The organism is Crassaminicella thermophila (assembly GCF_008152325.1).
GTDB lineage: Bacteria > Bacillota > Clostridia > Peptostreptococcales > Thermotaleaceae > Crassaminicella_A > Crassaminicella_A thermophila.
In genome coordinates, this window is the sequence record NZ_CP042243.1 from 453,064 (window position 1) to 475,415 (window position 22,352).

At 29.1% G+C, this 22,352-nt stretch carries 25 protein-coding genes and 3 pseudogenes; 21 read left to right on the forward strand and 7 right to left on the reverse strand.

Features of this window, described 5'->3' with window-relative positions; translation table 11 throughout:
* Positions 1-125: 125 nt before the first annotated feature.
* The 5 genes and pseudogenes from FQB35_RS02130 to FQB35_RS16085 all read right to left on the reverse strand — a co-directional run.
* Complete coding sequence (locus tag FQB35_RS02130) at positions 126-482, reverse strand: hypothetical protein (RefSeq protein ID WP_207707328.1); 357 nt, start codon at positions 480-482, stop codon at positions 126-128.
* Positions 483-727: 245 nt separating this feature from the next.
* Positions 728-985: a hypothetical protein gene (locus FQB35_RS02135; protein ID WP_148808336.1), complete on the reverse strand. Its 258-nt coding sequence runs from the start codon at positions 983-985 to the stop codon at positions 728-730.
* A gap of 102 nt (positions 986-1,087) precedes the next feature.
* Positions 1,088-1,345 (reverse strand): annotated as a pseudogene (locus FQB35_RS16595) (transposase); the annotation flags it as partial.
* Positions 1,318-1,527 carry a helix-turn-helix domain-containing protein gene (locus FQB35_RS02145; RefSeq protein WP_148808338.1) on the reverse strand — a complete coding sequence of 70 codons (210 nt, stop codon included), beginning with the start codon at positions 1,525-1,527 and terminating at the stop codon, positions 1,318-1,320. The gene FQB35_RS02145 and the pseudogene FQB35_RS16595, both read right to left, overlap by 28 nt.
* 145 nt (positions 1,528-1,672) lie before the next feature.
* Positions 1,673-2,062, reverse strand: a pseudogene (locus tag FQB35_RS16085) (transposase family protein); the annotation flags it as partial.
* 603 nt (positions 2,063-2,665) lie between these two features.
* Between FQB35_RS16085 and FQB35_RS16090 the strand changes: the two are divergent.
* The 12 genes and pseudogenes from FQB35_RS16090 (at position 2,666) to FQB35_RS02195 (ending at position 9,396) form a co-directional block, all read left to right on the forward strand.
* Complete coding sequence (locus FQB35_RS16090) at positions 2,666-2,761, forward strand: nicotinate-nucleotide--dimethylbenzimidazole phosphoribosyltransferase (RefSeq protein ID WP_231701837.1); 96 nt, start codon at positions 2,666-2,668, stop codon at positions 2,759-2,761.
* A 258-nt stretch (positions 2,762-3,019) separates the two neighbouring features.
* Positions 3,020-3,439, forward strand: coding sequence for a hypothetical protein (locus FQB35_RS02150; protein ID WP_148808339.1), 420 nt, complete (start codon positions 3,020-3,022; stop codon positions 3,437-3,439).
* On the forward strand, positions 3,426-4,472 hold the full coding sequence (locus tag FQB35_RS02155) for a phosphodiester glycosidase family protein (protein WP_148808340.1): 1,047 nt from the start codon (positions 3,426-3,428) through the stop codon (positions 4,470-4,472). The genes FQB35_RS02150 and FQB35_RS02155 overlap by 14 nt, the downstream gene beginning before the upstream one ends.
* Positions 4,473-4,594: 122 nt before the next feature.
* On the forward strand, positions 4,595-5,356 hold the full coding sequence (locus tag FQB35_RS02160) for a L,D-transpeptidase family protein (protein WP_231701838.1): 762 nt from the start codon (positions 4,595-4,597) through the stop codon (positions 5,354-5,356).
* A 50-nt stretch (positions 5,357-5,406) separates the two neighbouring features.
* A complete protein-coding gene (locus tag FQB35_RS02165; protein ID WP_148808341.1) occupies positions 5,407-6,090 on the forward strand; it encodes a hypothetical protein in 684 nt (227 codons plus the stop codon).
* 49 nt (positions 6,091-6,139) lie between these two features.
* Positions 6,140-6,547 carry a type VII toxin-antitoxin system HepT family RNase toxin gene (gene hepT, locus FQB35_RS02170; protein ID WP_148808342.1) on the forward strand — a complete coding sequence of 136 codons (408 nt, stop codon included), beginning with the start codon at positions 6,140-6,142 and terminating at the stop codon, positions 6,545-6,547.
* Positions 6,548-6,618: 71 nt separating this feature from the next.
* Positions 6,619-7,020 carry a type VII toxin-antitoxin system MntA family adenylyltransferase antitoxin gene (gene mntA, locus FQB35_RS02175; protein WP_148808343.1) on the forward strand — a complete coding sequence of 134 codons (402 nt, stop codon included), beginning with the start codon at positions 6,619-6,621 and terminating at the stop codon, positions 7,018-7,020.
* Between the two features lie 189 nt (positions 7,021-7,209).
* A pseudogene (locus FQB35_RS02180) lies at positions 7,210-7,546 on the forward strand (glycerate kinase); the annotation flags it as partial.
* A gap of 14 nt (positions 7,547-7,560) precedes the next feature.
* Positions 7,561-7,662 carry a hypothetical protein gene (locus tag FQB35_RS16600; protein ID WP_231701884.1) on the forward strand — a complete coding sequence of 34 codons (102 nt, stop codon included), beginning with the start codon at positions 7,561-7,563 and terminating at the stop codon, positions 7,660-7,662.
* A 100-nt stretch (positions 7,663-7,762) separates the two neighbouring features.
* Positions 7,763-8,290 (forward strand): O-acetyl-ADP-ribose deacetylase, encoded by a 528-nt coding sequence (locus FQB35_RS02185; protein ID WP_148808345.1) that lies wholly within the window; start codon positions 7,763-7,765, stop codon positions 8,288-8,290.
* A 40-nt stretch (positions 8,291-8,330) separates the two neighbouring features.
* Entirely contained in the window at positions 8,331-8,693 is a 363-nt protein-coding gene (locus FQB35_RS02190; protein WP_207707330.1) for a CidA/LrgA family protein, read from the forward strand.
* Complete coding sequence (locus tag FQB35_RS02195) at positions 8,686-9,396, forward strand: LrgB family protein (protein WP_148808346.1); 711 nt, start codon at positions 8,686-8,688, stop codon at positions 9,394-9,396. The genes FQB35_RS02190 and FQB35_RS02195 overlap by 8 nt, the downstream gene beginning before the upstream one ends.
* 85 nt (positions 9,397-9,481) lie before the next feature.
* Here the strand turns inward: FQB35_RS02195 and FQB35_RS02200 are convergent, their stop codons facing one another.
* Positions 9,482-10,642: a L,D-transpeptidase family protein gene (locus FQB35_RS02200; protein WP_148808347.1), complete on the reverse strand. Its 1,161-nt coding sequence runs from the start codon at positions 10,640-10,642 to the stop codon at positions 9,482-9,484.
* A 330-nt stretch (positions 10,643-10,972) separates the two neighbouring features.
* On the opposite strand from FQB35_RS02200, the gene pglX reads away from it, so the two are divergent.
* The 8 genes from pglX (at position 10,973) to FQB35_RS02240 (ending at position 20,262) form a co-directional block, all read left to right on the forward strand.
* A complete protein-coding gene (pglX, locus tag FQB35_RS02205) occupies positions 10,973-14,152 on the forward strand; it encodes a BREX-1 system adenine-specific DNA-methyltransferase PglX (RefSeq protein ID WP_148808348.1) in 3,180 nt (1,059 codons plus the stop codon).
* A 92-nt stretch (positions 14,153-14,244) separates the two neighbouring features.
* Positions 14,245-15,348, forward strand: coding sequence for an amidase domain-containing protein (locus FQB35_RS02210; RefSeq protein ID WP_408625445.1), 1,104 nt, complete (start codon positions 14,245-14,247; stop codon positions 15,346-15,348).
* A 413-nt stretch (positions 15,349-15,761) separates the two neighbouring features.
* Positions 15,762-16,427 carry a nitrite/sulfite reductase domain-containing protein gene (locus tag FQB35_RS02215; protein ID WP_148808349.1) on the forward strand — a complete coding sequence of 222 codons (666 nt, stop codon included), beginning with the start codon at positions 15,762-15,764 and terminating at the stop codon, positions 16,425-16,427.
* Positions 16,428-16,616: 189 nt separating this feature from the next.
* The gene (locus FQB35_RS02220; protein ID WP_148808350.1) at positions 16,617-17,150 is read left to right on the forward strand and encodes a flavin reductase family protein; all 534 of its coding nucleotides are present in this window, start codon (positions 16,617-16,619) and stop codon (positions 17,148-17,150) included.
* A gap of 12 nt (positions 17,151-17,162) precedes the next feature.
* The gene (locus FQB35_RS02225) at positions 17,163-17,747 is read left to right on the forward strand and encodes a TetR/AcrR family transcriptional regulator (RefSeq protein ID WP_148808351.1); all 585 of its coding nucleotides are present in this window, start codon (positions 17,163-17,165) and stop codon (positions 17,745-17,747) included.
* A gap of 163 nt (positions 17,748-17,910) precedes the next feature.
* Positions 17,911-19,218 carry a double-cubane-cluster-containing anaerobic reductase gene (locus tag FQB35_RS02230; RefSeq protein ID WP_148808352.1) on the forward strand — a complete coding sequence of 436 codons (1,308 nt, stop codon included), beginning with the start codon at positions 17,911-17,913 and terminating at the stop codon, positions 19,216-19,218.
* 9 nt (positions 19,219-19,227) lie between these two features.
* A complete protein-coding gene (locus tag FQB35_RS02235) occupies positions 19,228-19,485 on the forward strand; it encodes a DUF3343 domain-containing protein (RefSeq protein ID WP_148808353.1) in 258 nt (85 codons plus the stop codon).
* Positions 19,486-19,491: 6 nt separating this feature from the next.
* Positions 19,492-20,262, forward strand: a complete 771-nt coding sequence (locus tag FQB35_RS02240; RefSeq protein ID WP_333473044.1) for an acyl-CoA dehydratase activase — start codon at positions 19,492-19,494, stop codon at positions 20,260-20,262.
* A gap of 43 nt (positions 20,263-20,305) precedes the next feature.
* Here the strand turns inward: FQB35_RS02240 and FQB35_RS02245 are convergent, their stop codons facing one another.
* Complete coding sequence (locus FQB35_RS02245) at positions 20,306-20,479, reverse strand: H-type small acid-soluble spore protein (RefSeq protein ID WP_168198213.1); 174 nt, start codon at positions 20,477-20,479, stop codon at positions 20,306-20,308.
* A 152-nt stretch (positions 20,480-20,631) separates the two neighbouring features.
* Here FQB35_RS02245 and FQB35_RS02250 point away from each other — a divergent pair, with 152 nt between their 5' ends.
* Positions 20,632-22,224: an NAD(P)/FAD-dependent oxidoreductase gene (locus FQB35_RS02250; RefSeq protein WP_148808356.1), complete on the forward strand. Its 1,593-nt coding sequence runs from the start codon at positions 20,632-20,634 to the stop codon at positions 22,222-22,224.
* Positions 22,225-22,352 lie beyond the last annotated feature (128 nt).

Consider the following 22,352-nt stretch of genomic DNA (forward strand, 5'->3'; position numbering starts at 1 on the left):
TACAGATATGATATAGATAAAATATTTATACTATAATAGCTTTGCTTTGTGACATTTTATTATAATATAATTAGATAGTATAATGAGAAATATTTTTTACAAAATAAATTTTTATTAAATAAAAGTTATATATTCTTTTTTGGACGCCAATTTTCATCTAATTTTCTACCAGTTAGAATATCTAAACTCCACTCGTATGTATAAGAATTAGAATTAAAATTTGTAACTATATCTGCTGTATTCCATACAATTTCGATATAGAGCATAATAAAAATATTGAATATTAGATTAGTATCATAATCAAATTCTCCTATATATTTGTCAGCTCCAAATTCCCTATAAACACTTCTATGAATGAGTCTAATTTGTTTCTCTTGGGAAAAAACAGAATACTTTTCGCCTTTTCTACCTCCACTATGATGAAATATTTCGTAGGTATTACCTAAAAAATTAGCTTTTATATGTCCTTGTTTGAAATTCACAATGGTTTTTATTTTGCCACAATACTCTTGATTAAAACTAATTACATAAGAAGGTAAATCTAAAAAATAATTCAAAATAGGGATTAGATTTAATATTTTTAGTAAAAAATTAGTTTCTTTTAAAAAACCTATATTATTTCATAATAGAAATTCCATAGTTTCTAAATATGTTTACTACTTTATATTTGAAAAAGATGTTACTTAGTTAGAAATTGTAAAGTGGTGATTAATATATCAATTTAGGATTATTTCCAATTAAAAATTTTAGATAACAATTTATATACCAATCTAAAACAAAAAACAAAAACAGGAAAAGATAAAATTATATTTCGTAAACCTATAAGTGATTCATTATATGTGTGAGAAATTAAAAAACCTTCCAAAATATTTATAAGAATTAAACTATACAAAACCAATATAACGCCTACATAAAACCAGTAAAGAAAACTAGCTAGTTTAGATTCATATTTAGGACCAAATACTTTAAATATAAATTTATTCATAAAACAAACCCCCTCATAATAACAATAATCCATATAATTTCTTTATTATATGAACTAAAATCTTGGATTTAAGTCAATAACCTGGACACAAAAAAGTTAAGTTTAAGCTGCTTTTTTGATAGATTCTTCGAAACCTTGAGGAGTCAGATATCCTATGCTACTGTGGATACGTTTTCTATTGTACCAGCCCTCAATGTACTCAAATAAAGTCTTGTTTGCATTTTCAAAGCTTTGATATCTGGCATGGTTTACTTCTTCTTTCTTGAGGATTGCATGAAATGATTCAATACAAGCATTGTCATACGGATAGCCCCTTTGGCTAAACGAGTGTATCATTCCATATTTTCTAATAGTTTCTTGACCTTTTGTAGTTTTTGCAGGTCGGCTTGAGTAACGACTTTATCATCAATTTCTCCAACAGGAGAGAATTTTTTAATCCACTTATATATGGTAACTTCAGAAACACCATATTCGCTGCTTAAGCTTCTAACTACTTCTCCAGATTTATATAGGTTAACTACCATTTTTTTTAAAATCTTCATTGTATTTTGAAGTAGCTTCTTGTCTCATGGGGACACATCCTTCCTTTTCTTTTATTTTAAAGACTTAACTAGAATGTGTCCATAGAAATATATTAACATCATCTTTTTATATATTCTTTGTAATAGTCAGTTAAGTTTTTTAATATGTGAAATATATTACTTGTGCAATGTTTTTCTTTAATATTTTTTCAGCGCCTGAAGAACTTATATATTTAGATATATTTATTATATATTCTTCTAATCTTTTAGTCTTTTTTGCCTTGAAATCTATAAAATTAAATTTTTCTGCAAAAGTTTTATATTTACACTTTGGATTATTACAAAAAAATTTTCTGTTTTTAAGAACTATAATTACTTTTTACCTAAGATAGGTAAGTCCTGGAATGTTCTAATATAGGATGAATGAATCTTATTAGAACTAGTATTGCAATATAGACAGACTAACTATATTCTTATTTGATTTAACATAGACATATATTTCATCATTTATTATTTCATATTTATTTAATTCTAAATTTTTGTCTAATAACGTTATTAATTCTTCTATGTTAGCTTTACCCCTTTATAAAATAATTGTTTGAATTTTAATATATTTTAATATTTCTCAACCTAAGTATGGAAAGAAGCGCAGTTATATTATCAATTACACCACTTTACAAGAAATAAAGCAATAGCTTATAGAGTGAAACGGTGGATTTGAATTTATTCTCTTCCACTATCTCCTTATCAAATTTGTACGTGAAGTAATGACTTCCAGATGTTTTTTCCATCAGCATTACAAGTTTTGAGCAACGTATTTTAAAACATTATCATTAAAGAAACTTACTATTTTTAAAACTCCTTTTTCTTTAGCACTTGTCTTTTGTTGTTAAACCAAAGGACTAAGCGTATTCTAATATACTTATCAACCTTTAAAAACTTTTCACATAAGATAAGCTTTAAATTTTTATATTTTGACTTGATTATATGTCGTTTCTTTCAGAATTCTAGTATTTCAATGTAACTTAAATAAACTTACATCATTTCTGAAATAAAATTTACTTGTTATTTCAGAAATTTAAGTTGATTTAAAACATATTTATCTTAGAATGGATGCCTTTTTACTAAGCCAAAAGTAGATCGTAAAGCAATTATTGTAATGGCTGCAGCTCTTGCTTTTAATATTATTGAGGCAGCTACATTTATGAATGAAAAAATGATTACGTTTCAAGAAGCAGGAATAGGTGTAGTTTAAAAGAGTAGTATTTTTTGCTACTCTTTTAATTTATGTTTACTTTTATTGATAAATTAATACAGGTAATGAATCATACAAAAAATATCTAATGTAATAATTTCCTGGGAAATAATATTGAAATAAATAGAAAAATATAAGAATTTGTCTTATACTTATTGAGAGCTTTTAAATAAAGCTTTGTAAATTTATTCTTCTTGATAAATTTTTACATATGCGATAATCTTATTTTATAGGAATAAGGTTAGAAAGGATGAGATTATGGAAAAGGATGTTGTTTTGTCACAAGAAGAAGAAAAAGTTAAAGGGCGTTCAAGGAAAGAAGAAAAGAAAAAAAATAAAATATTGATAAATGTGTTGGTTTTCTTGGTAAGTGCAAGTGTTTGGGGCTTTGTAGTGTATTATGGATATACATATTCTAAGAATTATATTGATGTAGCTATAAAAAATGTACAACAAGAAAACGCAGTAAATATTCAAGAATTAAGTGAAAAAATTGAACTATTGAGTAAAGAAATAAAAAATTTAAAGAATAGCATTGAAAATACAGATGATACAATTTCTGATTCTGCAGCTGTTCAAGAAAGAATCGATAAAAAGCTAAAAGATTTAGATGATCAATTAAAAACATTAGAAAAAAGCTTAAGAATATTACAGGAGGCACCAAATGAGCAAAATTAACATATTTATGTTTTTTCTGATTGCTCCATTCATTGGTTTCTTTTTTATTGGTTCAGATTTTAAAGCTACTAGTCAACACATAAAATTTCCTGTAGAAGTGTTAGAAGAAAAAGTAGATGAATTATATGATGAAGTTACTGATTTAGAAGAAAGTATTGTGGGTATGGGCTTTGCTTTAGAAAACCAAAAGGAAGTTTTTGCTGTTCAAGCTGAACAAATTACCGAGTTATCAAAACTTAGTGATTCACAAATAGAGCTATCTGATGATATTTATGAACAAAAAATATTAAAAATGCTAGGGTCACCAATAAAAACTCATATTAGTGATCGTACAGAGATAAAAATATTTAAATTAGCAGAGCTAGGATATAGAGGATATATTGCTAAAATAAAATTATTTGATCCTACTGCATTCAAAGTAGTATTGGCTAAAGATAAACTTGGGGCATCAGAAACCACATCACAAGCGGCAAAAAGAACAAATGCTATTCTTGCTATTAATGGTGGAGGCTTTTATAGGGAGAAAAAAAATGGCAAGGTTTATACACATTTGATAGGAAATACAGTAATAGATGGGAAATTAGTAGAACCCTTTAATCCTTATCCAGGAGACTTATTTTTCGCTGGGATCAATAAAAAAGGACAAGTTATTGGAACTGTTCCTCATAAAGAAGAAGATTTAATGGAGCTTGATCCATACCAAGGAGTAAGTTTTTTACCTGTATTATTAAAAGATGGAAAAAAGCTAGAGCTTCCACCTGAATGGAAAAAAACAAGACATCCTAGAACGATTATAGGAAAATATGCAAATGATGATTTAATTGTGATTGTAATAGATGGAAGACAAGGAAATTGGAGCATTGGAATTACTTTAGAAAGGCTACAGGACAAATTGTTAGAATTAGGTGTAAAAGAGGCGTATAACCTAGATGGAGGCGGTTCTAGTGCTATGTATTATGATGGAAAAATTTTGAATAAACCCTCAGATGGAAGGGAAAGACCTGTAGTAAACAATATTGTTATAATGCCTTAGTTAATTACCTCCGTGATCAACGACGGAGGTTTTTAAATTATATTTTTCTATTTTTATCCTCTAAACCCAAGGAATAGACATACATTCTTATAGCATATAATGAACTATGCAGGGGAGTGGTCGTGTTGAAAAGATGGGCAGTATGGATTGCAATCTGTATTTTATGTATAAGTATTTTATTTTGCTTAGATATATTTTGGAAACATATGGGTAAAAAATTAAGTGTACATGTAAAAGTACATAAAGAAGATGAATATGTAGGTTGGGAAGAAAAAAAGATTCAGGACAATCCTGATTATAAAAATCTTTGGATTTTTATAGATATCAATGAAAAAAGATTAGAGCTTATTGACTTAGATAGAAATGAAATTTTAAAAAAATATGTAATTGCTAGTGGAAAACCGAATACGCCATCTCCAATTGGAAACTGGAAAATTATTGGGAAGGGAAGATGGGGAAAAGGCTTTGGTACTAGATGGATGGCACTAAATGTACCGTGGGGAAGATATGGTATTCATGGAACAAATAAACCAAATTCTATTGGGTGGGCAGCTTCTCATGGTTGTATAAGAATGAGAAATCAAGATATAGAGGAGTTATATAAAATTGTGAAGGTAGGTACACCTGTAACCATATGGGGAGGTCCATTTGGAGCGTTTGGAAATGGATTTCGTGTATTAAAACCGGGATATAGGGGTTCGGATGTATATGAAGTACAAAGATATATGAAAAAGTTAGGGTACTATCCAGGGTGGGTAGATGGAATATATGGAGAAGGAATGAAGGTTTATGTAATTAGGTTTCGAAAAAAACATAATTTAAAAATAACACATGATATTGATCGAGAATTTTATAAGGCATTAGGAATAGAGTTGTTTGAGTGATTAGATATCAATAAGTTTTATACTAATGAGAAATTATTGGGGGATTTTATATGAATGAAATTCTTTTTTACGTTATTGTAATTTTGTTGATATTGTACATAATAATGCAGCAAGTGAAAAGATTAAAAATAAAAGATAAAGTTATTGTTAAATCATTAAATGTGAGCTACTCAAATTTATTTTTAGGAGCTATGTTTTTAGTGTTAGTAATTTTAAATTTTAAGACTGGCCTTAGCTATTTTAATGATGCATATTCTTTGCTTATACCAAAATATTTAAACAGTTGGCACTGTTTATTTAACTACACAGATTTGACTAACTTAGAAAAAAAATTTTTAGCAAATAAAATGAGAGATGAATATTGGACTGTACATATGTATATAAGATTTGTCTATTATAAAATATTTATAGTAGTTACTCAATTATTATTGGGCATTGCTCATTTATTAAAAGGAATAGAAAATGATATTATATATCAAGATGGTATTTATACGAAAAGAGGAAGATATACATGGGATAGGATTATATCCTATAGATGGGGTGAAGCACAAAGTAATAAAATAAAAAAGAGAAATATTGAATATTGTAATTTAATATTTAGTCTAAATAATACTAATGCTAATAAGTGGTTTTATTGGGAAGGAGATAGAGAAATAAGTATAGAAATAAATGTAGAAGATAGAGGAAAACTCGAAGAGTTTTTGAAACAAGCGATAAAGAATATTGACTACTAAATGAAGAGCGAAAAGTAATTTTAGAGAATATAAAAAGGGAAGTGAAACGATGAGTGATGTAATATATAATAAATCGCAAATTATAGAAAGATGCATAAAGAGAATTCATGAAGAATATGAAGGAAAAAAAGAAAACTTAAAAAATTATACAAAACAAGATTCAATCATATTAAATATTCAAAGGGCATGTGAAGCTTGTATTGATTTAGCCATGCATGTTGTATCTATTTCAAAAATGGGAATTCCGCAAAGTAGTAGAGATGCGTTTGAACTTTTAAATAAAAATGAAATCATAGATGATACGTTAACAAAGAATTTAAAGGCAATGATAGGATTTAGAAATATTGCGGTACATAATTATCAAGCAGTTAATTTGGATATCATTGAAAAAATAATAAAGTATCATTTAGATGATATGGTTAAATTTAAGGACAAAATTATATATGAATATTGTTAGTATACAATAGAATAAAGCTAGAAAATTATCAAGACATAGAGGTTTGATTTTAAATATTAAGGGGTGAGATTTTGAATATAGACAAGCAAACAGTAAAAATTATTAAAAACTTTCTAGTGAAAAATATAGACCCTATTTTTATATATATTTTTGGTTCAGCTGCTCAAGGATATTTTAGGGAAGACAGTGATATAGATATAGGATTCATTACGGATAAAAAATTCAATGCGTATGATCTTTTTATGTTAAAGGAAGAACTAGCAGATATTTTAAAAAGAGATATAGATTTAGTAGATTTGAAAGAAGCTAGTACAGTATTTAAAGCACAAGTAGTAGGAACGGGAGAGGTTATATACTTTAAAGATGAAAATAAGCTATCAGATTTTAGAATAAGGAGTTTTAAAGAATATGGATTACTAAATGAAGAGCGAAAAGTAATTTTAGAGAATATAAAAAGGGAATTAAAACAATGAGTGATGTAATATAAAGATTAAAAAAAGAAGAATAGAAATTACCTGTGATTATAAGCAATATTAAAATGACTCATGATGCGGATCGAGAATTTTATAAGGCATTAGGAATAGAGTTATTTGAATAAAAAGTTTCTGTTAAGATAAACAGGAACTTTTTATTTTGAATATAAGTTAAGATTTGGAAATATGTCATTTGTGTTTGGACCACAAAAAGGAGCAACAGAAGAAATGATAAAAATTTTAGATAAAAATCTAACACATTATGGACAAAAAATAAAGGAATATCTAGGAAAAGATATCGTAGATGTACCTGGAGCAGGAGCTGCTGGCGGATTGGGTGCAGGATTGATGGCTTTTTTAGATGGTAAATTAAAAAATGGGATTCAAATGGTAATATCCTATACGAAATTAGAAGAAAAAGTAAAAAGTGCGCATATGGTTTGGACTGGAGAAGGCAGTATAGACCAACAAACAATATATGGGAAAACGCCTTTTGGGGTAGCACAAGTAGCAAATAAGCTGAATATTCATAGAAATACTTTGAATTACCGTTTAGAAAAAATATACGAATTAACAGGAAAACATCCTAAAAAATTATTAGATTTGATGGAGTTAGTTGTAGGGATTGTGTGGAAACCATAAAAAATGATTTGTTGTCTAGCTATAATCATAAGAAGGAACTTTAGTGGAATAAGAGATTGATGATATAATAACATAATAGAGGAAATAGAGGAGGGGTTATATGTATACTTATAGGAATACTAAAATGATTATATTACAGGGGGATATTACAAAATTAAAAGTAGATGCTATAGTAAATGCAGCAAATAATCGGCTTTTAGGTGGTGGAGGTGTAGATGGTGCTATACATAAAGCAGGAGGAATAGAAATTTTAGAACAATGTAGAAAGATAGGGGGGTGCCCTACTGGAGAGGCAAGAATTACTACAGCAGGGAAAATGCAAAGTAAATATGTTATTCATACGGTAGGTCCTATTTATAGAGGTGGACATAATAATGAAAGGGAATTTTTATATAGGGCATATTATAATTCATTAAAATTAGCTGTTGATTATGATATTAAGACAATCGCTTTTCCATCTATTTCTACAGGGGCATATGGCTATCCTATAGAAGAAGCTTCTGAAATTGCAATAAAGGCTGTTATGGACTTTATTGATAAAAATGATAAAATTATTCAAATCATTTTTGTTCTATTTAAAGAAAATGATTTTAAAATTTACAAAAGGAAATTAGATGAAATTTTATGATGTGAAAGGTAAAAAGTTAATAATAGAGAGGAGATAATCCATGCACTTACTAAAACAATTTTTTATTGTAATGTTTATGCTATTTTTAGGGACAATCCTATCAGATTTTTTGCATATACCTATACCAGGAAATGTAATTGGCATGGCTTTATTATGTATTAGTTTAATTACTGGTACTGTAAAACTAAAAGATGTAGAAGAAATAGCGAATCTTTTTCTAAATAACTTAGCAATATTTTTTATATGTCCATCAGTAGGAATTATGTTATATTTTGATATTATTAAAGTAAAATTTATTGCGATTGTTATTCCAACGATTTTAAGTATTTTTATAGGATTAGGAATAACCGGTAAAATAGTAGAAATTATTGTAAATAGAAAGGGTGTAGATACAGATGGATAAGATCATTATACAAAACCCTTATTTTGGACTATGTTTGAGTCTTATTGCTTTTTTAATAGGTATTAAAATCAATAAAAAATTAAAGCACCCTGTGTTCAATCCTTTGCTTATTGGGGTAATTATTGTTATATGCTTTTTAAAAATAACAAAGATTGATTATAAAATTTATTATGAACAAAATAAGATGTTAAATTTTTTGTTGGGACCTGCAACAGTTGTATTAGCTGTACCCCTTTATAAAAATATGGAAGTATTAAAGAAAAATCTAAAAGCTGTATTGGTTGGCGTATTGGTAGGATCGATTACATCTATTTTTTCGGTATTAAGTATAGGAGTATTCTTAGGAGCTAATGATGAAGTATTGCTTTCTATGGCGCCTAAAGCTATAACGACTCCAATCGCTATGGAAGTGTCTCATGTACTAGGTGGGATTCCTCCTCTTACTGCAGGATTAGTAGCAATCACAGGGATATTTGGAGCTTGTTTTGCACCTGAGATTTTAAATTTTTTTAGAGTGAAAAATAAGGTTGCTGTTGGGATTGCTATTGGAACAACAACCCATGCCCTAGGAACAACAAGGGCTTTTCAAGAAGGAGAAGTACAAGGAGCAATGAGCAGTTTATCAATTGGTCTTGCAGGGTTGATTACTGCTTTCATAGCACCATATATTATATTCATAATGCAAAAATATCAAATCATTTAATGCAAAAAATTTGTTTATACACTTGCTATAAGCCTATTTTTTTACAAAGAAAAAAATAGGCTTATTAGGAACTTTTCTAATCTTTTTAACTTATATACACGCCTGTGCCATCTTGAATATTATCATATATCCACTTTGCATCTTCTACACTTAATCGAACGCAGCCATGTGAAAGAGATTGGCCTAGTCTTGAATCTACAATATTTTTTCCGGTAGAATCGAATAAAATTGAATGGAAATAATAATTTCCAAAGAATCTAACCTTGTATTTCGCTTTTAGTTTTCCATTATATGAAGTAAGCCATGGTGCTCTTCCATCAATTATAAAATTCCCTTTTACAGTTGGCGTTGATGCTTTTCCATCTGTACAGAGCATTGTTTTAATAAGATGCCAATTTTTATTACTTCCTTCAAAAACATAAGTAAGATTTTTATCTGTATCAATCCATATATAATGATTTGTTTTACTGCTAAAATCTTTTGCATTTATAATAGCTTCTAATTTTTCTTTTTCTGAAAGAACATTTTCATATATTATAATCTCCTCTGAATATGCACTTATGCATTTTTCAAATTTATCCTTAACATATACAATAGCTTTATATACCCCTGGCTCATTTGGCGTATAATGAATACTATTATTTGGGCTTAGTAATCCATCATATACGATATTGGAATCCCTAAATATATACCAATGATAAACTAAATCATCTCCTTCTGCTGAAACAGAAAAGGTAAGAGGCGTATTGACAAGCTGTTTACCATTTTTATCTACCCAAACAGAATGTATTTTAATAGGACGAATAATATTAATTTCTTCTGACAACTTACTTATAGTAATTCCATTTTCATCTTTAATTCTTACAACAGCCTGATATCTTCCCAATTTATTCATGGTAAAATCTAAAAAGTTTTCTTCACTATATTCTTTTTTATACACTTCATCAAAGTCTTTAAATATAGTCCATTCATAATTTAAATTTTTTCCTTCAGAAACAGCTGTAAATCTAAATACAGTTCCAATTACCTCCACATTACTTTTATCAACTGTTATAGAATATATTATTGGTGAAGTTTCATTTGTTACTTTTATATCCTCATTTGAATGATCTATTTCAACTTCTTTAGTAATAGGTAATTGTTTATTTTGTGCATGAATCTCATGAAAAGATAAAATCTGTACTTGAAGAAAAGTGAAAAGAAAAACTAGTAAAAAATAAATAAGTGTTCTAAGCTTTCTCAACATATTCACCTCTCTATATTCTGATGATTTACCTTATAAAGTAAATATATGTATTATCTATAGGTGTTATGAGGGAATAAATTTGCTATAAAAAAGGAATAAAAGGTGAAATCAGTTTAGATATTCTAAAGAAGCTATAGGATGAATAGAGGGTATTTATGGGGAAGGAATGAAGGCTTATACGATTAAATTCAGAAAGGATCACAGTCTGAAAATGAACTATGATGTGGATAGAAAATTCTATAAGGCGTTGGGAATTGAATAATTTAAAAGGGAAGGTGGAAAACTTGTAGAAATATTACAAAAGAACAAAAGTTGTTCAGGGGGATTGGGATGAATAAAAAGAATATAAAGCATTTTGCTATCCATGTACGAGAAAGAATCATGGAAAAAGCTAGCTGTATAGAGAGTAAGAAAATAGAAGATATAGCCTACCAATCTTTTTTTTACTTACTTACTTTAAGGTATATGGAAGTAAATGATTATCTGCCAAAGGATTTATGTGTTTTTTCTTGTATAGGTCAATATAAAACCAATGAAGCTTTGAAAAATAAACTATTAAAAACGTATGATGCATTAAGTGAAATGCTTCCATTTATCTTTGAGCCTACTTCAAGAGATGTACGAATATTGGCTTTTGATTTATTAAATGATTCTTTGATAAAGGATTTTTTAAGTCATGAGATAATCTTTTATGAGGATTGGAAAGAAGTTGAAAACATTGGATGGTTTTATCAATATTATATGGAAGAAAAACATAAAGAAGTGGTGAGGCTTAATAATAGTAGGATAAAAAAAGAAGATATACCTGCAGCTACTCAATTATTTACCCCAAAATGGATTGTAAAATACATGGTAGAAAATACATTAGGGAAATATTGGATAGAAGCAACAAAGGATCAATTATTAGAAAAACGATTAGCATTTTATATAAAGCAAAAAGAAATGAAAGGAGATCTTCAAAAAAAAATTGATCCCAAAAGTATAAAAGTACTAGACCCTGCTTGTGGAGCAGGACATATTTTGGTATATGCCTTTGATTTATTGTATGAGATCTATCTGAATGCAGGGTATGATAAAAAAGATATTCCAAAATGCATACTAAAAAATAATTTGTATGGATTGGATATAGATAAAAAAGCTGTCAGATTAGCTTTATTTTCACTAGTTATGAAAGGGCGAGAAAAAGATGATAAATTTCTTCATAAAATAAAAGAAGAAAATATTATACCAAGTATATGCTGTATCGAGGAAAGCAATGAACTTACAAAGCATAAGACATTATTATTTGAGGGAATAAACGAAAATGATATGGAGTATGCTAAAAATCAGATAAATAGATTGATAGAAACTTTTTATGATGGGAAAGAATATGGATCGATTATCAGCATAAAAGGTTTTGATGAAAAATTTTGGAATGAGCGATTAGCTTATTTACAACAAGAAAAAATAAAGGGGATTGTTGAAAATATTATAAGACAGGTAAAAATAATAAATCAGAAATATGAGGTTGTTATTGCAAATCCTCCTTATTTATCTAATAAGATGATGAGCTTGAAACTAAAGAAATATGTGGATCAACATTTTAAACTCTATAATGGAGACTTATTTTCTGTATTTATGAAAAGAAGCTTAGATTATACAAGTGAAAATGGCTATACAGCTTTTATGACACCCTTTGTCTGGATGTTTATCAAAAGATATGAAAATTTAAGAAAATATGTACTTCAGAAAAAAAGTATTGAAAGTCTTATACAGCTTGAATATTCTTCTTTTGAAGAAGCTATTGTACCGATTTGTACATTTGTTTTAAGAAACCAACCCAATAAAGGTTTAGGGGATTTTATAAAATTATCAGATTTTAAGGGAGCGAAAAATCAACCTATAAAGGTTTTAGAAGCCATAAAAAATGAGAAAGTTTCTTATAGATATAGACGATTAATGAAAAGCTTTGAAAAAATTCAGGGTATGCCTATTGCTTACTGGGCAAATCATGAGCTTATAAAAGTATTTCAAAGAGGTATACCTTTAAAAAACATTGCAGATACGAGAGTAGGACTTCAGACAAGTGATAACAAGAGATTTGTACGATTATGGCATGAAGTTGATATCAATAAGATTGGATTTAAATTTAAAGATAGACAAAGTGCAAAAAACAGTGGTTATAAATGGTTTCCATACAATAAGGGAGGAGAATTTAGAAAATGGTATGGCAATTTAAACCATATTGTAAACTGGCAGGATGATGGGAAAGAAATTCGTGAATATAATGCTTATTTGAATCGTTCTAGAAATTCTAATATAGGGATTGCTAATGCAGATTATTACTTTAAACAGGGAATTACCTGGTCATTTGTAAGTTCATCAAACTTTGGCGTAAGAATTATGGAGGAAGGATTTATATTTGATACAGCAGGATCATCAGCTTTTCCAAGACAAGATCTATTGTATTTTCTTATTGCTCTTTTGTGTTCAAAAATTACTTATATGAATCTAATGATTATAAATCCAACTCTAAATTTTCAGCCTGGAAACATTGCAATGCTTCCCGTCATATTTCCTGATCGTAAAGAAATAAAAGAGAATATAGATAACTTAGCAAAGGAATGTATAAAAATTTCTAAAATGGATTGGAACGATTACGAGACTTCATGGGATTTTAAAAGACATCCTTTCTTGATTTATAAAAATGGAGGGGCTACTTTAAAAGAAGCCTTTGACAATTGGAAAAGCTTTAAAGAAAAACAATTTAATAAACTAAAGGAAAAAGAGGAAAAGCTCAATAAAATGTTCATGGAAATATACAATATTGAAGAAAAAATGATTCATAGCGTAGAAGAAAATGATATTACAATAAAAAAAGCAGATTTTAAAAAAGATGTACGCTTGTTTATATCTTATGCTGTTGGGTGTATGTTTGGAAGATATTCATTAGATGAAGAAGGGTTGGTTTTTGCTGGGGGAAGTTTTAATAAAGAAAGATATAAAACTTATCCAGCAGAAGAGGATGGAATTATACCTATTGATGATATGGCTTTAAGATTCATACGATTTTTAAAGATAACATTTGGACAAAACACCTTAGATGAAAATTTAAGCTTTATTGCAGCTGCTTTATGTAAAAGAAAAAGTGAAAAGCCAATAGATTGTATTAAACGGTATTTTCAGTATGAATTTTATAAAGATCATATAAAAACATACCAAAAACGCCCAATTTACTGGTTGTTTACATCAGGAAAAAATAAGGCTTTTCAAGCACTTTTTTATGTACATCGTTATGATAAAAAAGTTGTTTATAAAATAAGGAAGAAATACTTACATAGGAAACAAAAGCTATTGCAAGATAAAATCATGAGTGTTGGAGAAAATGAAAAAATATTTATTCAAAAGCAAATACAAGAGTTGAGAAAATATGATGAAGAACTTAAGGAAGTAGAAGGTATTGATATGGATTTAGATGATGGAGTTTATTATAACTATGAAAAGTTCAAAAAAGTGTTGTCTAAGATATGAGAATAAAAAAGTAGGAAATTTATAAATTTATCATCCTACTTTTTTATTTTTTTTCATATAATCTTATGAGTAGCTTTTAAGGAGGGAGTGTTGTGTTTGTATTTATTACTATAAAGAAAAAGCAATTGTTCATCATATTAGGAGTTGTAATTATTTGCATAGTATTGATGTTTTTTTTACATTTTACTCCTATAGCTTCTACTGTTTTTATAGATAAAAAAATTTCACAAGAAATTCAAAAAATTTTTGATATAAGAAGCCAAGCAATTTTAGATAAAGATATAAAAACATTAGAAAGTTTGTATGATGTATCAAGAAAATATGGTGCATGGGCATATGAGCATGAGTTGAAAAAAATGAAGTATTTACATGGATGGTCTGATAAACAAGGAATAAAATTTACTAATATAATATCTAAGACAATGGTAAAATGGGTCAAGGAAAAGGGAGAAAAATTTACTGTCAATTTAACAGTTTGTACAGAATATAAATATGTATATGAAGATGATACTAAAAAAGTAAATTCTTTTAGAATAGGAACTTATCATTCTTTAGATCTTAAGGAATATGATGATAAATGGATCATTATGAGGGAATGGTATACTGATCCATTTGCAGATTCAATGCATCTAGACCAAATAAAAACAGAAAAAATAAAGGAGTATATTATATCTCAAAATAGTAGAGACTTATCAAATATAGGAGAAAGAAGAAAAAGTGCTTTAGAATATGCAGATAGATATTGTGGTGCAGCAGGGGACAAAGAATTTATTTATAATAAAAAATACAAAAATTATAATCCAAATGGAGGAGATTGTGCAAATTTTGCTTCGCAAATTTTATATGAAGGAGGAAAATTTAGAAAAACTTACTCATGGAACTATGATAAGGGTGGTAGTAAAGCATGGGTAAATGCCCATGCATTTAAAGGATATATGGTATATAGTGGCAGAGCTTCTGTAGTGGCTTATGGAACTTATGAAAAAGTATACAAGGCAGCTTATAAGCTAATGCCTGGGGATTTTGTTGCTTATGAAAAAAAGGGAGAAGTTACACATATATCTGTTGTGACAGGTGCAGATTCAAAGGGGTATACCCTTGTAAATTCACATAATACAGATAGGTATAGAGTACCTTGGGATCTAGGATGGAGTGATAAAGGAATAAAATTTTGGCTGATTCATGTACATTTTTAAAAATTCTTGTTATAGATAAACAATTTTAAGAAGAAAAATAAAAAAACGTTCATTCCAGATAACTTTTGAAAAAACTAAACTTCATTCCATGAAAAAATACTAAACCTTCAAAACTCACGTTCGTTCAAACAATGAAGGTTTTTAACGTATTTTTTCATGTAATTTCAGTAAGTTTTTTTAGCAACGGAAATCTCGAATGAAATAAAGAGATTTCGTTATAGATATGAGCAGTTGCAAAAGCAACATGCGAATTTAAAACAAAAGTTATCAGAGTCATTCACTTACTTTTTTATATTTCTCTTTTAATATTGATATTGTTTATATTTAAAAATAGCAGGAATTTTTAAAAATTATAAGTAAAAATATATTTTTGAGTAATACTAATAGTGAATTTCTATAAGGAGGAGTATATTATGGCAACAAAAGATTTACTAGATAAGGGTGCAGTTTTACAAAGAGATAAAGAAACTTACGCTATTGCACCGCATATACCAGGAGGTATTGTTTCAGTAGATACATTAAGAAAGATTGCAAATGTGGCAGAAAAATATAATGCACAAGCATTAAAGATCACATCTTCCCAAAGAATTGCAATTGTAGGCTTGAAAGAGGAAGATATTGATCAGGCATGGAAGGATTTGGATATGAAGCCAGGAGCAGCTATTGGATTATGTGTAAGAAGTGTCAAAATCTGTCCAGGAACTACTTTTTGCAAGAGAGGCCAGCAAGATGCAGTAGGTGTTGGAATGAAATTAGATGAGCTGTATCATGGTATGAATTTGCCTAACAAATTGAAAATTGGTGTAAGTGGATGCCCAAATTCTTGTGCAGAGAATCACTTTAGAGATATTGGAATTATGGGAACGCCAAAGGGATTCAACATACAAGTAGGAGGAAAAGGAGGCGTTAAGCCAAGGATTGCTGATACATTATTTGAAAATGTAGCTGAAGAAGAATTATTTTCAATTATTAATAAGATTGTAAAGGTTTATGCAAAAAATGGGCAAAAACATGAGAGGTTAGGAGCGTATATTGACCGAATTGGTCTTGAGGAGTTTAAAAAGCTTGTAGAAGATTAATCATTAAAAAGCACATTGTTCATATGAAATATGGGCAATGTGTTTTTTATGAAAACAATAAGGTGATATAAGTACAGATATGCTGTATAATAAAAATAAACTAAATTATCAGAGTCATTTACTTATCTTTTTATATTTCTTTTTTCAAATGTTTATAAGAAAATAAATAATAGAAAAGGGTGAGGATATATGGAAAAGAAAAAAATAGAATTTCCACAATATGCTACAGAAATGTTAGAGGTTTTAAAAGAAGGACGTGTATTATTAGTTGCAGAAGGAAAAGATAAAGTGCCAAATCCTATGACTATCGCGTGGGGAAGTATTATGTTTGCTTGGAATAAACCAATTTTTGTTGCGATGGTTAGACCTTCAAGATATACATATAAGCTAATGGAAGAAAGTGATACGTTTACTGTAAATTTCTTCAGTAAAGAATATGCTGATGCTATGAAATTTTGTGGAAGCAAATCTGGAAGAGAATATGATAAATGGAAAGAAACAAATCTTACGCCAACAAAAGCAAAAAAAGTTGAGACAAGCATAATTGAGGAAGCTTTTTTAAATATTGAGTGCAAAACAGTATATAAAGATGTAATGGACTTAGAATTTCTTGAAAAATCAATTGTTCAACAGAAGTATGATACAGATAAAGTTCCAGAGAATACGCCACATAAATTCTATTTTGGAGAAATTGTTGATATGTATGGGGATTTACCGTTATAAAGGATGATATAAATGGCAAGAAAAACAGATCCAAATAAAATAGAAAAAGTAAAAAAGGCTGCAATAGAAATGACTATTGAATATGGATATAGAGGGGCATCTATTGCAAGCATTGCTAAAAGAGCAGGGGTTTCAACAGGGTACTTATATAGGCACTATAGAAGCAAGGAAGAATTAGTAGAAGAATTAGTGGATACATATTTAAAGGAGTTAAAAGAAAATTTTATAAAAAATTTTAGCCAAGATAAAGGTCTCTATGAAATGATTATTGATATTGTATTTAACCTATTTCAGTTGGCAAAGAAAGACATACTTGGGGCTAAATTTATTATTGCTCTTGTTTTTGATATTAGTTTTGATAAAGAATCTAAAAAGAAAAGCTGTGAACAACTTGAAATAGCACAAAGAATTAGAAACTTAGGATTAAAGACAAAAGAATTAAATCCCAAAACTACAGTAGAGGAAGTATCTGTAGTGATATTTACAATTCCATTTATGTATTTAGCTGAAATCATAAAAAAAGATAATTATGAAGAACTTTTAAATGAAAAATTTGTAAGAAGAGTAGCAGAAATGTGCATTAATGCATTACAGTAGCTTCAGACATTAATAGTCTGAAGTTTTTGTTTTATTTAGAAAAGATATTATACAATATAAAAATTCTGAATAGAAAGATAAATAGCTATAATATTTTTCTATTATAACTTATTTAAGCGATATAATATAATCTAATTAAACTAATGAGTAAGGGGGATATGTTATGGCTGATTACAGAGATTTATGGAAATCATTAGATATGGATTTAGAAAAACATGATCAACTATGTGCGGTACTACCAGAGTTTTATGGAGACATTTATTTATCTCAGGAAAATCGTCCTGAAGGAATGAATTATTATAACTTTGTTGTTTCAGAAATACATGGATTAAGAATAAAAGAATTAGCAGAGCATAAAGAAAAGGGTGGAAAGGTATTTGGAAGCTTTTGTGTATTTGTACCAGATGAAATAATATTTGCTGCAGATGCTATTGGTGTCGGATTGTGCGGAGGATCTGATTTTTGGATTCCTGATGGAGAAAAGGTATTGCCAAGAAATATGTGTCCCCTTATAAAAGCATCTGTAGGAGCAAAGCTTAGTGGAACCTGCCCATATTTTCAATCTGCAGATTTATTAGTGGGAGAGACAACATGTGATGGTAAGAAGAAAGCATGGGAAATTCTTGATGAATATACTCCTATACATGTAATGGATTTACCACAAATGAAAAGAGAAAAAGATAAAATACACTGGATAGATGAAATAAAAATATTTAAAGATAAAGTAGAAGAATTAACAGGCAATAAAATTACAAAAGAAAAACTAGAAGAAGCTATTAAGCTTATTAATAAAAAGAGAGCTGTTCTTCAAAGATTATATAATACAAGAAAAGCAGAAAATTTACCTATCAGCGGAAAAGATGCACTTCTTATTACACAAATTGCTTTTTATGATGATCCAAATAGATTCATAGAAAAGACCACAGAATTATGTGAAGAATTAGAGGCGCGTATAGAAAAGGGAGAAAGTGTATTTAAAGAAGGAACAAAAAGAATCTTAGTAACAGGAACGCCTATGGCTATACCAAATTGGAAATTACATCATCTAATTGAAACAAGTGGTGGAGCTGTTGTTTGTGAAGAAACCTGTACGGGATCAAGGTATTTTGAAAATCTAGCAAATGAAGAAGCAGAAAATATTGATGAACAAATAAAAGGATTAGCAAATCGATATTTAGGAATAAATTGTGCATGCTTTACACCAAATGAAGGAAGAATCGATGATATTATAAGACTTTATAAAGAATATAAAGCAGATGGAGTAATTTACTATAGTTTACCATTCTGTCATACATATGCATTAGAATATAAAAAGGTAAAAGAGGCTTTAGACAAGGAAGGAATTCCTGTTATGATGATCGAAAGCGATTATAGTCTACAAGATGCAGGACAAATAAAAACAAGATTAGAAGCTTTCTTTGAAATGCTTGATAGTTCTAAAAATGAAAAGGAAGTAGCTGCTACAAAATAAGGTGATAAAATGAAAAGAACCTTTCAAACCTATGTATTGTTTCCATCTCATACTGATGGATTAGCACTAGAAAAAGTATTAAAGTCAAATAATATGAAATATACGATTGTTCCTACTCCAAGGGACTTGAGTAAATGTTGTGGTATATCTATTTTGATTAATCCTGATGATACAAAACAAGTTGAACAATTGCTTAAAAAACATTCTGACATTAAGACAGAAGGAATATATACGATAGAAAAAAAGAAAAGAAACTGGTTTGGATAAGGGGGAATGGGTTTGTTTTCAGTAGGCATTGATTCAGGATCTGTGGCAACTAAAGGAATTTTATTTAATGGCAAAATTGTTGAAAAAATCACCATTCCTACAGGGTGGAGTCCAAGGAAAGCATCAGAAGAAGCCTTTAAAATTTTATTGGAGAAAGCTGGAATAGAAAGAAAAGATGTAAAAAAAATAATAGGGACAGGTTATGGAAGAATTTCTATGGATTTTGTTGATAAAACCGTTACGGAAATTACTTGCCATGCTAAGGGAGTCCATTTTCTAAACAATGATATACGAACCGTTATTGACATCGGTGGTCAAGATAGCAAGGTAATCAGCTTGGACGAAAATGGAAATGTATTGGATTTTTTAATGAATGATAAATGTGCTGCAGGAACAGGTAGGTTTTTGCAGGTTATGATTAATCTGTTAGGAGAGGAAATAGAAAAGTTAGATAAATTAGCAAGCAATGCTAAACCAGAGTCAATAACTAGTATGTGTACCGTATTTGCTGAATCTGAGGTAGTAAGTTTACTTGCAAATGGTACTAGTAAAGAATCTATTGCAGCAGGAATAATTCAGTCTATTGCAAATAGAGCAACAGCACTTCTTGATAAGATTAATATTTCCAATGAAATTGCTTTTACAGGAGGGGTTGCAAAAAGCAAAGCAATAAAAAAAGCGATTGAAGAAAAAATAAAGAAGCCTATCTATATAGCTGATGACACACAGATTGTTGGTGCTTTAGGTGCTGCTGTATTAGGTTGGAATATAAAATAGATAAAAGCAGAAGGTAGATAATAATGATCTACCTTCTGCTTTATTAATGAACCTCTTGAAGTTCACTTACAGGGATAGTTTTTTCTCCAGATAAAGTTCTTACGTAAGCTGTTTGAGTATTAGGGTCTAATCGTTCAATCCAAATAGATTCTCCTTTGTGAAACACGGTAATACTTTTAGTAGAGTTAAATATTTGTTGTGCTCTTTGAAAATCCATAGTATACCTCTCCTTTATAAACATAGTGTATATCTTTTTATAGTTTTTCAATGGTATTAGGGGAATATACATTTTTAAAAGATTTTTTTGAAAATGAAATTTATATAAATGTGGTATAATATCTTTTAGTTTAAAGGAAAGGGAGAAAAAGAATGATTCGTGTGAACGAAGTAAAGCTATCACTAGATGAAGATATAAGTCTTTTAAAAGAAAAGATTGCTAAAAAAATTAAAATACACCCAAAAGAAATTATCAGTTATAAAATCTTTAGAGAGTCTATAGATGCTAGAAGAAATAATATATCTTTTGTATATTCTGTTGATGTAGAATTAAAAAATGAAGAAAAAGTATTAAGAAAAAACAAGCAAGTAAAAGAGAGTCCAAAGCTTTCATATGAAGATGTAATAGAGGGAAATGAAAAGCTTATACATAGGCCAGTAATTATTGGAACGGGGCCAGCTGGAATGTTTGCAGGTTTAATATTAGCTCAAAGAGGGTATAGGCCTATATTATTAGAACGAGGGCAAGATGTAGATACTAGAAGTAAAGATGTAGAAAACTTTTGGAAAATGGGAAAATTAAATTTAGAATCTAATGTACAGTTTGGTGAAGGTGGAGCAGGAACTTTTTCCGATGGAAAACTAACTACAAGAATAAAAGATATAAGATGTAGAAAAGTATTAAATGAGTTTGTAAATTTCGGTGCGCCGGAAGAAATTCTTTATGCACAAAAACCTCATATTGGTACTGATATTTTAAAAATTGTTGTAAAAAATATGAGAAAAGCTATAGAAGATTTGGGAGGAGAAGTTCATTTTGGAAGTAAGGTGACTGATTTTTGTATAGAAAATGGAAAGATAAAAGCATTAGAAGTGAATAAAAACACTAAAATAGAAGCTACAGAAGTTATATTGGCTATAGGCCATAGTGCGAGAGATACTTATGAAGTATTACATGAAAAAGGGATACAGATTAGACAAAAGCCTTTTTCAATTGGTGTTAGGATTGAACATCCTCAAAAAATTATTAATAAATCTCAATATAAACAATTTGCAGAGCATCCACGTTTAGGGGCAGCTGATTATAGACTAACATATCAAAGTAAGAATCAAAGGGCTATATATACTTTTTGCATGTGTCCTGGAGGAGTGGTTGTTGCGGCTGCTTCAGAAGAAAATATGGTTGTAACTAATGGTATGAGTGAGTATGCACGAAATAAGGAAAATGCTAATAGTGCTTTACTGGTACAAGTAAATACAGAGGATTTTGGGGATGATCATCCTTTAGCAGGTGTGAGATTTCAAAGAAAATGGGAAAGTCTTGCGTTTAAATTGGGAGGGAATAACTATTTTGCTCCTGCACAGCTTGTGGGAGATTTTTTAAAGGATAGACCATCAAAAGAGTTAGGAAGTGTAAAGCCATCTTATTTACCAGGTGTTAAGCTTACAAGATTAAAAGAATGTCTTCCTGATTTTGTAGTAGAGACAATGAAGGAAGGCCTTATAGAAATGGATAAAAAGCTTAAAGGATTTGCTATGAAAGATGCAGTTATGATAGGTGTAGAAACAAGAAGTTCAGCACCTATTAGAATCGAAAGGGATCAAAATACAATGGAAAGTGTGAATGTGAAAGGATTATATCCTATTGGAGAAGGAGCGGGCTATGCAGGAGGAATTATATCTGCTGCAGTAGATGGTATAAAAGCAGGAGAGAGAATTATAAAGAAATATATGCCTTTATTATAAGAATAACCAGCATTTTGCTGGTTATTTTCGTACAATTACATTTTTAAGATAAAATGGAGAAAAAATACAACATTTGCAACTTTACAATAGAAAATATATATGATATAATCAAATTGAGAAAATTGCAC

What these genes read in the sequence shown, in the direction of transcription:
- FQB35_RS02135 (WP_148808336.1), bottom strand. Translation starts at nt 985, where the DNA reads ATGAATAAATTTATATTTAAAGTATTTGGTCCTAAATATGAATCTAAA.
- FQB35_RS02145 (WP_148808338.1), bottom strand. Translation starts at nt 1,527, where the DNA reads ATGAAGATTTTAAAAAAAATGGTAGTTAACCTATATAAATCTGGAGAA.
- FQB35_RS16090 (WP_231701837.1), top strand. Translation starts at nt 2,666, where the DNA reads ATGGCTGCAGCTCTTGCTTTTAATATTATTGAGGCAGCTACATTTATG.
- FQB35_RS02150 (WP_148808339.1), top strand. Translation starts at nt 3,020, where the DNA reads ATGGAAAAGGATGTTGTTTTGTCACAAGAAGAAGAAAAAGTTAAAGGG.
- FQB35_RS02155 (WP_148808340.1), top strand. Translation starts at nt 3,426, where the DNA reads ATGAGCAAAATTAACATATTTATGTTTTTTCTGATTGCTCCATTCATT.
- FQB35_RS02165 (WP_148808341.1), top strand. Translation starts at nt 5,407, where the DNA reads ATGAATGAAATTCTTTTTTACGTTATTGTAATTTTGTTGATATTGTAC.
- hepT (WP_148808342.1), top strand. Translation starts at nt 6,140, where the DNA reads ATGAGTGATGTAATATATAATAAATCGCAAATTATAGAAAGATGCATA.
- FQB35_RS02185 (WP_148808345.1), top strand. Translation starts at nt 7,763, where the DNA reads ATGTATACTTATAGGAATACTAAAATGATTATATTACAGGGGGATATT.
- FQB35_RS02190 (WP_207707330.1), top strand. Translation starts at nt 8,331, where the DNA reads ATGCACTTACTAAAACAATTTTTTATTGTAATGTTTATGCTATTTTTA.
- FQB35_RS02195 (WP_148808346.1), top strand. Translation starts at nt 8,686, where the DNA reads ATGGATAAGATCATTATACAAAACCCTTATTTTGGACTATGTTTGAGT.
- FQB35_RS02200 (WP_148808347.1), bottom strand. Translation starts at nt 10,642, where the DNA reads ATGTTGAGAAAGCTTAGAACACTTATTTATTTTTTACTAGTTTTTCTT.
- pglX (WP_148808348.1), top strand. Translation starts at nt 10,973, where the DNA reads ATGAATAAAAAGAATATAAAGCATTTTGCTATCCATGTACGAGAAAGA.
- FQB35_RS02215 (WP_148808349.1), top strand. Translation starts at nt 15,762, where the DNA reads ATGGCAACAAAAGATTTACTAGATAAGGGTGCAGTTTTACAAAGAGAT.
- FQB35_RS02220 (WP_148808350.1), top strand. Translation starts at nt 16,617, where the DNA reads ATGGAAAAGAAAAAAATAGAATTTCCACAATATGCTACAGAAATGTTA.
- FQB35_RS02225 (WP_148808351.1), top strand. Translation starts at nt 17,163, where the DNA reads ATGGCAAGAAAAACAGATCCAAATAAAATAGAAAAAGTAAAAAAGGCT.
- FQB35_RS02230 (WP_148808352.1), top strand. Translation starts at nt 17,911, where the DNA reads ATGGCTGATTACAGAGATTTATGGAAATCATTAGATATGGATTTAGAA.
- FQB35_RS02235 (WP_148808353.1), top strand. Translation starts at nt 19,228, where the DNA reads ATGAAAAGAACCTTTCAAACCTATGTATTGTTTCCATCTCATACTGAT.
- FQB35_RS02240 (WP_333473044.1), top strand. Translation starts at nt 19,492, where the DNA reads ATGGGTTTGTTTTCAGTAGGCATTGATTCAGGATCTGTGGCAACTAAA.
- FQB35_RS02245 (WP_168198213.1), bottom strand. Translation starts at nt 20,479, where the DNA reads ATGGATTTTCAAAGAGCACAACAAATATTTAACTCTACTAAAAGTATT.
- FQB35_RS02250 (WP_148808356.1), top strand. Translation starts at nt 20,632, where the DNA reads ATGATTCGTGTGAACGAAGTAAAGCTATCACTAGATGAAGATATAAGT.